Source organism: Pseudomonas anatoliensis (assembly GCF_017976235.1).
Taxonomy (GTDB): domain Bacteria; phylum Pseudomonadota; class Gammaproteobacteria; order Pseudomonadales; family Pseudomonadaceae; genus Aquipseudomonas; species Aquipseudomonas anatoliensis.
On sequence record NZ_JACVHC010000002.1, the window covers coordinates 868,101 to 879,884 of the forward strand.

Consider the following 11,784-nt stretch of genomic DNA (forward strand, 5'->3'; position numbering starts at 1 on the left):
AGCTGCCGCAGGCTGCGATCTTTTCGCTTTTCAGACAATTGACTGCCGAGTAGTAGCAGCTCAGTCTGCCGGTTCTCTTTTGGCAAACGAGGGGTTAGTCGATGCCTTTTTTCACGGTTGACGGACAAGCACTTCACTACATCGATCAAGGCACAGGCCCGGCCGTGTTACTGGCGGGCAGCTACCTGTGGGATCAGGCCATGTGGGCGCCGCAGATCGCCGCGCTGGCGCCGCACTATCGGGTGATTGCGCTGGATCTCTGGGGCCACGGCGAATCCGGTCGATTGCCGGAAAACACCACATCGCTGGATGACATCGCGCGTCAGGCGCAGGCGTTGCTCGATCATCTGGATATCGACCAGATCACCCTGGTCGGCCTGTCGGTTGGCGGTATGTGGGGCGTGCGTCTGGCGCTGTCGGCACCGCATCGGATAAACGGTTTGGTGCTGATGGACACCTATGTCGGCGTAGAACCCGAGCCAACCCGTCAGTACTACTTCTCGCTGTTCAAACAGATTGAAGACAGCGGCGAAATATCAGACGCGTTGCTCGACATCGTCGTACCGATTTTCTTCCGCCCGGGCATCGATCCCCAATCGGCGCTGTATCAGGACTTTCGCGCGAAACTGGCGGGGTATTCATCCGAGCGCCTGCGCGAAAGCATCGTACCGATGGGCCGCATCACCTTCGGCCGCGATGATCTGTTGCCACGTCTGGGCGAGCTGAACGCTGCAATTACTCTGGTGCTGTGCGGTGATCAGGACAAACCCCGGCCACCGGCCGAAGCGCAGGAAATGGCTGAACTGATCGGTTGCCCGTGCGTGTTGGTGCCGGAGGCGGGGCATATCTCCAATCTGGAGAATCCGCAGTTTGTGAATGACGCGTTGCTGAAGTTTTTGGCTGAGCATCATTCGCGGCGCTGATGAGAAAAAGATCGCAGCGTGCCGCAGGTCCTACAGGGATATGCGTTTTCTGTAGGAGCTGCGGCACGCTGCGATCTTTTGATCTTGCTTATTTAGGTCCGAGAATCTTCGCCAACTTGTCCGGCGTCGGCGCGCCTTGTTGCTGTTGCAGTTCACCCTTGGCATCCATGTAGAAAATCGCCGGAGTGGCCTGCAATTCCAGGTCATCCATCAACTGCATGTTCGCCGCCAATTTTGTCTGCACGGCTACCGGGATGTCTTTCAAGGCCTTGAGCGAACTGCCCTTGCCGGCCTTTTCGTGATCCTCCAGCGCTTTGGCCGGGTCTTTGGCGGCGAGCAACGCGGCGGATTTGCCCGGGCTGTCTTCGCGGATGATCCCGACCATGATGTGGCGCAACTGCACTTTGCCGGACTTGACCCACGGGCGGGCCTGTTCCCAGAACACGTTGCAGTAAGGGCAGTTCGGATCGCTGAACAGGTACACCGTGCGCGGCGCATCCTTGTTGCCGTCCTGAATCCAGTTGCTCGCCTCGAACTTGGCCCAGACCTCCTTGGCCATTGGCGCGTACACCAGTTTCTGCAACGGTTCGCTGCTCAGGTCTTTGCCGTCGGCGTCGTACAGGTTGCCGAGCAGAACGTGTTTACCGTCCGGGGTCAGGTATAACGCCATGCCACGGTTCTGGTATTGCGCCGCGTAACCGCGCAAGCCGTCGGGGGCGTCGAACTGGCCGACGATTTTCGCGCCTTTGGCTTCGATCTGCTTGATCGCGGCAGGCAATTCTTCAGCGGCCTGAACCGACGGCAGTTGCAACAGGGCAGTGCCCAGAGTCAGCGTCAGCAGGTGGCGGAGGCGGGGCATGGCAGTTTCCTTGACGAAGTGGCCGGTGCGGAGGCCGGGTTCGGATTTGAATTCGGGGTGTCGAAGTTTTCCATTGCACGAGCCAGACTGGCGTTCGACAACTCGCCCAGGTGACTGGCCAAAAGGCGACCATCAGGGCTATAGAACAGGGTAGTCGGCAATGCCATGGAACCCACGGCCTGACCCAAACGACCACTGCGGTCGAACAACACGTTGGTCAGGCTCAGGCCCTGGGTTTCGAGAAACGTCGCAACGCTTTGCATGCTTTCGGCCTGATTGACGAACAGGAACGTCAGGTCAGGGCGTTGCTGCTGGGCATTTTCCAACACAGGCATTTCACGTCGGCACGGTGGACACCAGGTGGCCCACAGGTTGATCACCAGCGGCCCACCTTTGTAGTCGCTGAGCTGGATGGTTTCCCCAGCCGCGTTACGCAAGGAAATGTCTGGCAGCCGTGTGCCTTGTTCGTAGATGTTCAACGACAGTGTCGCCATCACCCAGAACAGCACACCGCTGGCCACGCCAAAACCCAGCGGCCGACGCAGCCCCGGGCGACGCCAGCCGCGATACAGCGCCGCGAGCAGCAACACAATCACGCCCGGCCAGGCGAGGAAACCGCCATCGCGCAGATCAACGATCTGCCACAGATCGTTGCGGTAGTGGCTCCAGTACAACGCGACAAACGCGATGCGTGCCGCGAGCATGCCAAGCAAAAACAGACTGAACAGCGCCGACTCGGGATTATCGCCACCGCGTTTGGCCACTCGCCAACCGACGAAGGTCGCCAGTGCCAATGCACTGATCAGCAGCAAATGGTTAAGCGCGATGGCAAAAGTGCCGAGGGTGAAAGTCAGCATTAGTTGGCGTCTCGGGTGGTGGTCCAGCGTTGCAGGAACGTATCGGCATCGACTTCACCGGTGATGCGCTGGCTGCGGCGCTCTTCGCCGTCGGTGCCGATCCAGACAAAAGTCGGTGGCCCCGGCACTTTATAGCGGCCGAGCAATTCGCGGCTGGCGGCATTGTCGGCGGTCACATCCAGTCGCAGCAGACGTACGTCACTCAACGCCTGCATCACCTTGTCCTTGCCGAACACCTGCTTTTCCATGACTTTGCAGGACACGCACCAGTCGGCGTAATAATCGAGCAGCACCCACTGGCCCTGGGCCTTGGCGGCATCCAGTTCGCGTTGCAATGCTGCCGGTTCCTTGATGGTGGTGAACGCGTCATGACCAATCGGCGCAGCACTGGCGACACGGTCGCCACTGTAAACCTGCAACGGCTGATACGGATCATCACTGCCGCCGGCTGCACCGATCACCAGCAAACTGCCCCATAACCCGAGCAGCAATGCAGTGGCGCCGAACAACTGAGCGACACGGCCGAAGCCTTCGGACTGCTTCCACGCGCAGTAGGCGGCGATCAACAACAAGGCGCCGCACAGACCGAGCCATAACGAGGGGTCCAGCACCGGGCGCAACATCAGCAACGCCGTGGCGAGGAACAGGAAGCCAAACACGCCCTTGAGCAGGTTCATCCAATCGCCGGGTTTGGGCAGGAAGCGATTACCCACTGTCACCAACAGCAGCAGCGGCACACCGATGCCGATCCCCAGCGAGAACAGAATCAAACCACCGTGCAGGGCATTGCCACTTTGCGCGATATACAGCAACGCACCGGCGAGTGGCGCGGTCATGCACGGGCCGACCAGCAGACCGGACAGTGCGCCAAGCACGCCGGCGCCAATCAGGCTGCCGCCGCTGCGACTGCGCGAGGCGTGTTCCAGTCGGTCACGCAAGGCCACCGGCAATTGCAGTTCAAAGAAGCCGAACATCGGCAACGCCAGCACCACGAAAACTGCCGCGAAAGTCCCCAGCAGCCACGGATTTTGCAGCCAGGCCTGCAGGTTCGCGCCGAGCAGCGCGGCAATTACGCCCATTGCCGCATACACCAGTGCCATGCAGATCACATAACTGCCGGCCAGCGCAAAACCCCGGCGTGGCGTCGCGCCGCTGCCGACGATCATCCCCGCCAGAATCGGCAACATCGGCAACGTGCAAGGGGTGAAGGCGAGCAGCAGGCCGAGGCCGAAAAATACCAGCAGGCTCCAGCCCAGTGCTCGTTGCTGCAGGCTGCTGGCCAAGGCTTCATCCGGTGCTTGCGCACTGGCCGGCGTGACCGCTTTGCCGCCCAGATCAATGACCCGGGTTTGCGGCGGATAACACAGACCTGCATCGGCGCAGCCCTGATAGCTGACCTTGATCTGACCGGTCGCCGTCGCCGGGATTTTTACCTCCAGCCCTTGGCGATAAACCGGTTGCTCACCGAAAAACTCGTCGCTGTGGGATTCGCCTTCGGGCAGCGTCGGCTGTTGTGCAGCGCTCAAGCCGTCGAACTTCAGGCGTTTCTGATACAGGTAGTAGCCGTCGGTGATCTGCCAGAACAGCTGGGTTTCACCGGATTCCAGGCGTTCGGACGTGAGAACGAACGCCTGGTCGACCGGCAGAAAGTCCGGTTTTGTCTCGAAAGGATTGTTTCCGGCCTGGGCCAGGCCCGAGATCAATAGAGCAAACAGTAGAAAAATATGACGCATGGAGGAGCCTTGTCCCTGTGCAATTGAGGGCAGAATGGGCGGTGGCGATTAACCGATAATTAACCGTAGCCTACAAGGCCTTCCTCGATTGGCCAATCAGGTGCGTAACAATCCCGGCCAACTGGTTTCGTTGATCTCATGCGGGCCCGAAACGAGCCTGCCGTCCTGGAGGTTGTAAACAAGGTACTGATTGTTGGTGAGGAAAATATACCAATAGCTATCAGCGAAAGTCCGGTCATTTTGTGCGGCGGTAATGATCCGGTCTTTATAGGGGATCAACGCACCAAAGATATTGGAGCCAAAGGCATTGCGGGTGATAGCATTTTTCCGGTAGTTGAATCTCAGGTAGTGCCCGTCATTGAGAAGAAACGTGAACAGGTGACTATAGCCTGCGATTTCTGTCCATGTGCCGGCGACAATTTTATCAAAGTAAGGAAGTATCGGGCGCCAGATACTTTCAGCTACCTTCCAATAGCCAGCAGCCTTGTCTTTATCCTGATCATATCTGCAGACCATCGGGGTGTTGCCCGAGTAGAAGAAAAGCCAGGCAATATCGTCTCCGGCGCCACTGGAAAACATTCCGTCAGTGGTGAAACCAAAACGCAGGTTTTTAGTGTAGGGGTCGAAGGTATCCCAGCTACCCTTGGTTGCACCGGGGTAACCTTCAGGTACTTTATTGTCGCCAATATTGAATCGAGAGTAAGTGTCGTTATCTTTAAAAAAGAAATAGATTCGGTCAGGGCCGGATCGCCAGTCGATGGCGACGAAATTTTTTAGTGCAGGCATGGTTATCAGTATCCCTTTATGAAGGTTGTGGTATGTCTATCACTTCTGTTTAGGCAAACGTGCTTGTCGCTTGGGTAGGTCCCGAGATCAGAAACTCATTGCGACTAAGAAACACGATTTGTGTACTTTGGCTCTGTGTAACTAAGGAGGGCGTTGGGAGGGCGCGGTTTACCGATGGCCAACCGCGCAATGGCTGAACTGGTCACCCGCGTAACAGCCCTGGCCAATTACCCTCGTTGACGTAGTGTGGGCCGGATTCGAGTTTGTCCTCATCCATGTTGTAAACAAGATATTGGTTGTTGGTGAGAAATATATACCAATAGTCGTCCGCGATAATTCGATCATTCTTGGCGGCCGTGATGATCCTTTCGTGATACGGGAGCAAGGCGCCCAGACGATCATTGCCGAATTTATGTAAGGTCAGTGTGTGTTTTGTGCCGTGGAAGGATAGATATCGTGCGCCTTGGAGAAGGAACCTGATTACACTGTTGCCACTCCTTGGGCCTTCCCATGTGGCAGCTATGATTTCGTCAAAGTAGGGAAGTATCGGACTCCAGTGGGTATCGGCTACTTTATAAAAGCCGGAAACCTTATCTTCGTCCTGATTGTATTTGCAGACTGTGGGCGTATCTCCGTCGTAGAAGAACAGCCAGGCGATGTCTTCGTCGAAGAGGCCATTCTTAAGGTTCGATGAGGTGGTGGTGAAACCGAAGAGCAAGTCTTTGGTATGTGGCTCGAATGCATCCCAGTTACCTCGGGTAGGGGCGGGATATCCAGCGGGTACTTTGTTGTCGCCAATATCGAATCGAGAGTAAGTGTCGGTATCTTTAAAGAAGAAATAAATCTTATCAGCGCCGGAGAGCCAGTCAATGGTGACGAAGTTATTTAAAGCAGGCATGGTTATCAATATTCCTTTATGCAAGTTGTGGTATGTCTATCGCTTCTGTTTAGGCGGAATTACTTGTCGCTATGTTTAAGCCCGAGATCCGGAACTCGCTCAGACTAAAACAGGAGTGGAACTTGCCTCTGTGTAGCTAAGGAGCGCGACGGGAGCACGCGGTTAACCGATGGCTAACCGCGCCCCGTGAAGCTTCGGATGAACCGATCAATCACGCAACAGCCCAGGCCAATTGCCGTCGTTGACGTCTTTTGGACCGGATACGAGATTGTCGTCATCTATGTTGTAAACAAGATATTGGTTGTCGGTGAGAAATATATACCAATAGCTGTCCGCAAAAGTTCGATCATTTTGGGCGGCCGTGATGATCCGATTACTATACGGGAACAAGGCTCCTAGGCGATCTTCGCCTAACCTGCCTCCGGTCAGTGTGTGTTCACTGCAGTCGAAAGACATATAGCGTGCGCCGTGGAGAAGGAACGTGATTTCATTCCTTGACTTGTCCCATGTGGCAGCCATGATTTCGAAAAAGTAATCAGTTATCGGCGCCCAGATCGTGTCGGCTACTTTATAAAAGCCGTCTACTTTATCTTTGTCCTGGTTGTATTTGCAGACTGTGGGCGTGTCTCCGTCGTAGAAGAAAAGCCAGGAGATGTCTTCATCGAGGCCATTCTCAAAACTAGATGATGTGGTGGTAAAACCGAATTGCAATTTTTTGGTGTATGGGTCGAATGCGTCCCAGCTACCCTTGGTTGCACCGGGATAGCCTTCAGGTACTTTGTTGTCGCCAATATCGAATCTAGAGTAAGTGTCGTTATCCTGAAAGAAAAAATAGATGCGGTCAGGGCCGGAGCGCCAATCAATGGCGACGAAGTTATCGAGTGCAGGCATGTTGACTTAATTCCTTTTAATTTGAGTTTGGTTGTGTTGCTCGCCGAGGTTATCCAAGAGTTGTTTTTATTGACAGGCGCTATATGTTGAAAGTTGTTGCTCCTGAACTTTCTGTGCGCGGGCGGAGTGCACCGGTAGCCGATGTCGTACTGTATCGCCGAGCGCCGGCACACTCGAGAATTCCCCCGGCTTCCCGTCTCCATCAGGGGCAGCCATAATTGCCGCTTAATCCTCACCTGTTTCACTCGCGTTTTTGCTCAGGGAGCTGCCATGCACGTACTGGTTTGTGAAGACGATGAACTGATCGCCAGCGGTATCGTTGCCGGACTCACAGCCCAGGGCTTGACCGTCGAGCACGTCAATACCGCAGCCAGGGCGCGGGCGATGCTCAAGGTCGCCGAGTTTGATGTGATGGTGCTTGATCTGGGCCTGCCCGACGAAGATGGCCTGAAACTGTTGCAGCAGTTGCGCCAGCACGGCCTGGAAATTCCGGTGCTGATCCTGACGGCGCGCGATTCGGTCACCGATCGAGTCGATGGCTTGCAGGCCGGCGCCGACGATTACCTGCTCAAACCGTTCGATCTGCGAGAACTGTTTGCGCGACTGCAGACCTTGCTGCGGCGGGTGGCGGGGCGCAGCGTCAACCTGATCGAGCACGGTGCGCTGACCTACGACCCGAGCAGTCGCGAAACCCGGCTGGCCGGGCAATCGGTGGATCTGTCGCGGCGCGAGCAATCGCTGTTACAGGCACTGCTGCACAATCGCGGTCGGGTTCTGTCCACCGAGCAGTTGAAGGACAGCGTCTATGGCTTCAACGACGAGCTGGAAAGCAACGCGCTGAACGTGCATATCCATCACCTGCGCAGCAAACTCGGTAAGGGCATCGTCGAAACCGTGCGCGGTCTGGGCTATCGCCTGGGCCCGGCCGATGGTGGAGATCAAGGCAAGTGATGAGCCTGCGACTGCGCCTGAGCCTGACCCTTGGCGCTGCGTTCGCGCTGATCTGGGCGCTGGCAGCGGCCTGGATGCTCAGCGATCTGCGCAACCAGATGATGTTTTCCCTCGACCAGCGTCTGGTGGCTTCGGCGCGCATGGTGGCCGGGTTGCTGGAGCAATTGCCGACGTTGCCGAGCAAAGGCGAGGGCACGCATTTCAGTGCCGAGCAACTGAACATTCCCGGCGGCATGGCCTGTCAGGTCAGCTCGTTGCGCGGGGAAATTCTCGCGCGCAGCCATAACAATCCCGAGCAAGCGCTGGAAGCGGAGAAAATGGGCTTCCACGATCAGATGATCGACGGCGCGCCGTGGCGCAGTTTCACCCTCGCCCGGGGCGATGTGCGCATCACCACGGCAGATCGGCAGATCGAACGCGAAGCCTTGAACATGTCGATCCTGCTGGCGGCGTCGGTGCCGGTGGGCGTGGCGTTGCTCGGCTGTCTGTGCCTGTTGTGGCTGGGAATCGGGCAAGGCCTGGCACCGCTCAATCGTCTGCGCGAAGCCTTGATGCGGCGTAATGCCGACTCGCTCGAGCCGCTGCAATTGCAATCGTTTCCCAGCGAATTGAAGCCGCTGCTCGATACCCAGAATCAGCTGTTCCAGCGCATCGGCAAGACCATCGAGCGTGAGCGTCGTTTGACCGGTGACGCCGCGCATGAACTGCGCAGCCCGCTGACGGCGATCAAGACGCACCTGCAAGTGGCGCGCATGACCGACGGCAGCGCCCGCGATCAATCGTTGGCGCGGGCCGAGGAGGGGGCCGACCGTTTGCATCGCACGCTTGAGCAACTGCTTTTGCTGGCGCGGGTCGAGGGCAGTCTGTCCTTCGACGACGGCTCGCAATACAGCGCCGAGCAAGTGGCAAGGTTGGCGATTGCCGACGCTACTGGTGGTGAGCGTTTGCGTATCAAATTGCATCTGCCGGACGAATTTTCGTCTGCACCCTTGCAAATGCCTGCGGTACTGTCGATTGCCGCGTTGCGCAATCTGCTCGACAACGCCCTGCGTCATACCCCCGAGGATTGTGCGGTCGAGCTGCGTCTGGAAACCATCGGCAACCGCGTACGTTTCGTCGTGCGTGACCATGGTCCGGGTATTGCGCCGGATGATTTGCAACACCTTACCCAGCGCTTCTGGCGCAACGGCCAGAGCACCGGTTGCGGCCTCGGCCTGGCGATTGTCCAGGCGATCGTCCAGCGTTGCGACTGTGCCCTGCATTTCGACAGCCGCCCGGATGGGCTGCGCGTTGAGCTGACGATGCCATTGCAATCCATCTGACTTCACTACTCCCCGTGTAGGAGCTGCCGAAGGCTGCGATCTTTTGTTTTTTTGTTTATAGATCAGGATCAAACGATCGCAGCCTTCGGCAGCTCCTACAGGGGATCGGTGTGTGGCACATCAAATGTAACTTCTCTCCAATGGTTAATCGGCGGCGCTGACGTTAAGGTCGGCGCCAGCCTTGACTCAATGGATTGAGGGAACAGCGCCATGCAAGCACCTGTCTGCATTCGTCCGGCCATTCTGGCCGACGTCGGAATCATCAGCCGTATCATCGAACGCTCGATCCGTTTTGGTTGTGCGCTCGATCACCGCAACGACCCGCTGATCGTCAGCGACTGGACCCGGCAGCAGTCTGCCGATTTCATCAGCGCCTGGCTCGCCGATCCGCACTTCTATCTGAGTATTGCCATGCTGGCGGACAAACCGGTCGGTATCGGCATGGCCCGTTCAAATGGCGACGTTGTGCTCTGCCACGTTCAACCGGAATCATTTCGCCGTGGCGCCGGGAGGGCGCTGATGATCGATCTGGAAGGCTGGCTGCGGGTTCGCGGTGTGCGCACCGCCCACCTCAACAGCACACGCACCGGCGAAGCGTTCTACCGCCATTTGGGTTACCGCGAATCTGCGCCCTCCCTCGCGCATAACGGCTTGCAGATCCTGCCTATGTGCAAGCCGCTGGCAATGTCCGGATGAACAGTCGCTCAAGGGGCTAAATCCTTGCCTCGCTTAAGCGTTTCCAGAACAGGAAAACCTGCAAGTGCGCCCCGTGACTGGAACGCGCACCTGTCCGGTGTGCTGTTTTGGTCACTATCCATAGCGAATCGAGGGGTCGAGAGATGTCAGTCGCCACCAGCCTTATCAGAGAGTCGTCGGCCCGGGTCGCCTCGGCGCCAGCGGAAACGTTGTATGAGTTCAATGAATCGCCATTGCTGGCTCGTCAGGCACAGCAGGAGTCCAATGCCCGCAGCTATCCGCGACGCATTCCCTTGGCACTCAAACGCGCCAAGGGTCTTTACGTCGAAGATGTCGAAGGGCGGACGTTCATCGACTGCCTGGCCGGTGCTGGCACGCTGGCACTGGGGCATAACCATCCGGTAGTGATCGCAGCGATCCAGCAGGTGCTGGCCGATGAACTGCCGCTGCACACGCTGGACCTGACCACCCCGGTCAAGGATCAGTTTGTCCAGGATCTGTTCGGCTTGCTACCGGCAGAACTGGCGTCGCAAGCGAAAATCCAGTTCTGCGGCCCGACCGGTACTGATGCCGTGGAAGCGGCACTGAAACTGGTGCGCACGGCTACCGGTCGCAGCACCGTGTTGTCGTTCTCCGGTGGTTATCACGGCATGAGCCAGGGCGCTTTGAGCCTGATGGGTAGCCTGGGGCCGAAAAAGCCGCTGGGTGCGTTACTCAGCAACGGCGTGCAGTTCATGCCGTTTCCATACGACTACCGCTGCCCGTTTGGCATCGGCGGCGCTGACGGAGTGAAGGCAAATCTGAGCTACTTGGACAATTTGCTCAACGATCCCGAGGCCGGCGTGCAATTGCCAGCGGCTGTGATCGTCGAAGCGGTGCAGGGTGAGGGCGGGGTGATTCCGGCTGACATCGAATGGCTGCGCGGCTTGCGTCGGATTACCGAGAAGGCCGGCGTAGCGCTGATTGTCGACGAGATTCAGAGCGGATTTGCCCGCACCGGCAAGATGTTCGCCTTTGAACACGCCGGCATCACCCCGGACGTGGTCGTGCTGTCCAAAGCTATCGGCGGCAGCCTGCCGCTGGCGGTGGTGGTCTATCGCGACTGGCTCGACACCTGGCAACCGGGCGCACACGCTGGCACGTTCCGTGGCAACCAGATGGCGATGGCTGCCGGTTCTGCGGTGATGCGTTATCTGCTTGAACACAAGATGTGTGAACACGCTGCCGCCATGGGCGAGCGCCTGAGCGAGCACCTGCGCATTCTGCAGCGTGATTTTCCGCAATTGGGTGATATTCGTGGTCTTGGCCTGATGTTGGGCGTCGAGCTGGTGGACCCGACGGGTACCCCGGATGCGCTCGGCCATCCGCCGGCGTTTGCGCGTCTGGCGCCATTGGTGCAGCGCGAATGCCTCAAGCGCGGCTTGATTCTGGAGTTGGGCGGTCGGCATGGCGCCGTGGTGCGTTTCCTGCCACCACTGGTGATCACCGCCGCCGAAATCGACCGCGTTGCCGAGATCTTCGGTCGTGCATTGGCTGCCGCTACTGCCGCTGTATAAATTTTTCAGCGCGCCGAACGTTCTTTCTACATACCCGGCTGCACCCGACGTGCAGCCCACCCTTACAACGATGGAGAACCAGCATGACGTCAGTATTCGACCGCGAGGACATCCTCTTTCAGGTCGTGGTCAACCACGAAGAGCAGTACTCGATCTGGCCGGATTATAAGGCCGTGCCAGAGGGCTGGCGTACCGTGGGCAAGAGCGGCCTGAAAAAGGAATGCCTGGCCTACATCGAAGAAGTCTGGACCGACATGCGCCCACTCAGCCTGCGCCAGAAGATGGAAGGGCAGGCTGCGGCTCAATAAGCTG

12 protein-coding genes are annotated in these 11,784 nt (G+C 57.9%); 6 read left to right on the plus strand and 6 right to left on the minus strand.

The genetic code is table 11. From position 1 onward, the window contains the following. The first annotated feature begins 101 nt into the window (after positions 1–101). On the plus strand, positions 102–923 hold the full coding sequence (locus tag ICA16_RS09270) for an alpha/beta fold hydrolase (RefSeq protein ID WP_210700438.1): 822 nt from the start codon (positions 102–104) through the stop codon (positions 921–923). Between the two features lie 88 nt (positions 924–1,011). Here ICA16_RS09270 and dsbG read toward each other — a convergent pair whose 3' ends face one another. From dsbG to ICA16_RS09300, 6 genes are all read right to left on the minus strand, one after another. Continuing rightward, a complete protein-coding gene (gene dsbG, locus ICA16_RS09275; protein ID WP_210700439.1) occupies positions 1,012–1,782 on the minus strand; it encodes a thiol:disulfide interchange protein DsbG in 771 nt (256 codons plus the stop codon). Beyond that, a complete protein-coding gene (locus tag ICA16_RS09280; protein ID WP_150603395.1) occupies positions 1,758–2,639 on the minus strand; it encodes a TlpA disulfide reductase family protein in 882 nt (293 codons plus the stop codon). Before ICA16_RS09280 ends, dsbG begins: the two co-directional genes overlap by 25 nt. Beyond that, positions 2,639–4,372 carry a protein-disulfide reductase DsbD gene (dsbD, locus tag ICA16_RS09285; protein ID WP_210700440.1) on the minus strand — a complete coding sequence of 578 codons (1,734 nt, stop codon included), beginning with the start codon at positions 4,370–4,372 and terminating at the stop codon, positions 2,639–2,641. Before dsbD ends, ICA16_RS09280 begins: the two co-directional genes overlap by 1 nt. 96 nt (positions 4,373–4,468) lie before the next feature. After that, the gene (locus ICA16_RS09290) at positions 4,469–5,158 is read right to left on the minus strand and encodes a hypothetical protein (RefSeq protein ID WP_150615897.1); all 690 of its coding nucleotides are present in this window, start codon (positions 5,156–5,158) and stop codon (positions 4,469–4,471) included. Between the two features lie 202 nt (positions 5,159–5,360). Beyond that, entirely contained in the window at positions 5,361–6,056 is a 696-nt protein-coding gene (locus tag ICA16_RS09295; protein WP_210700441.1) for a hypothetical protein, read from the minus strand. A gap of 207 nt (positions 6,057–6,263) precedes the next feature. Continuing rightward, positions 6,264–6,947, minus strand: coding sequence for a hypothetical protein (locus ICA16_RS09300; protein ID WP_210553926.1), 684 nt, complete (start codon positions 6,945–6,947; stop codon positions 6,264–6,266). A 270-nt stretch (positions 6,948–7,217) separates the two neighbouring features. Here ICA16_RS09300 and ICA16_RS09305 point away from each other — a divergent pair, with 270 nt between their 5' ends. From ICA16_RS09305 to ICA16_RS09325, 5 genes are all read left to right on the plus strand, one after another. Then, on the plus strand, positions 7,218–7,898 hold the full coding sequence (locus ICA16_RS09305; RefSeq protein WP_150615894.1) for a response regulator: 681 nt from the start codon (positions 7,218–7,220) through the stop codon (positions 7,896–7,898). Continuing rightward, on the plus strand, positions 7,898–9,220 hold the full coding sequence (locus ICA16_RS09310) for an ATP-binding protein (RefSeq protein ID WP_150615893.1): 1,323 nt from the start codon (positions 7,898–7,900) through the stop codon (positions 9,218–9,220). Before ICA16_RS09305 ends, ICA16_RS09310 begins: the two co-directional genes overlap by 1 nt. A 210-nt stretch (positions 9,221–9,430) precedes the next feature. Further along, a complete protein-coding gene (locus tag ICA16_RS09315) occupies positions 9,431–9,916 on the plus strand; it encodes a GNAT family N-acetyltransferase (RefSeq protein ID WP_210700442.1) in 486 nt (161 codons plus the stop codon). 143 nt (positions 9,917–10,059) lie between these two features. Beyond that, positions 10,060–11,472, plus strand: a complete 1,413-nt coding sequence (locus tag ICA16_RS09320) for an aspartate aminotransferase family protein (protein WP_210700443.1) — start codon at positions 10,060–10,062, stop codon at positions 11,470–11,472. 83 nt (positions 11,473–11,555) lie between these two features. Beyond that, entirely contained in the window at positions 11,556–11,780 is a 225-nt protein-coding gene (locus ICA16_RS09325; RefSeq protein WP_003226665.1) for an MbtH family protein, read from the plus strand. The last annotated feature ends 4 nt before the right edge of the window (positions 11,781–11,784 follow it).

Coding starts and splice junctions, on each gene's coding strand:
- dsbG (WP_210700439.1), bottom strand. CDS start 1,782: ATGCCCCGCCTCCGCCACCTGCTGACGCTGACTCTGGGCACTGCCCTG.
- ICA16_RS09310 (WP_150615893.1), top strand. CDS start 7,898: ATGAGCCTGCGACTGCGCCTGAGCCTGACCCTTGGCGCTGCGTTCGCG.
- ICA16_RS09325 (WP_003226665.1), top strand. CDS start 11,556: ATGACGTCAGTATTCGACCGCGAGGACATCCTCTTTCAGGTCGTGGTC.
- ICA16_RS09320 (WP_210700443.1), top strand. CDS start 10,060: ATGTCAGTCGCCACCAGCCTTATCAGAGAGTCGTCGGCCCGGGTCGCC.
- ICA16_RS09305 (WP_150615894.1), top strand. CDS start 7,218: ATGCACGTACTGGTTTGTGAAGACGATGAACTGATCGCCAGCGGTATC.
- ICA16_RS09270 (WP_210700438.1), top strand. CDS start 102: ATGCCTTTTTTCACGGTTGACGGACAAGCACTTCACTACATCGATCAA.
- dsbD (WP_210700440.1), bottom strand. CDS start 4,372: ATGCGTCATATTTTTCTACTGTTTGCTCTATTGATCTCGGGCCTGGCC.
- ICA16_RS09295 (WP_210700441.1), bottom strand. CDS start 6,056: ATGCCTGCTTTAAATAACTTCGTCACCATTGACTGGCTCTCCGGCGCT.
- ICA16_RS09290 (WP_150615897.1), bottom strand. CDS start 5,158: ATGCCTGCACTAAAAAATTTCGTCGCCATCGACTGGCGATCCGGCCCT.
- ICA16_RS09300 (WP_210553926.1), bottom strand. CDS start 6,947: ATGCCTGCACTCGATAACTTCGTCGCCATTGATTGGCGCTCCGGCCCT.
- ICA16_RS09280 (WP_150603395.1), bottom strand. CDS start 2,639: ATGCTGACTTTCACCCTCGGCACTTTTGCCATCGCGCTTAACCATTTG.
- ICA16_RS09315 (WP_210700442.1), top strand. CDS start 9,431: ATGCAAGCACCTGTCTGCATTCGTCCGGCCATTCTGGCCGACGTCGGA.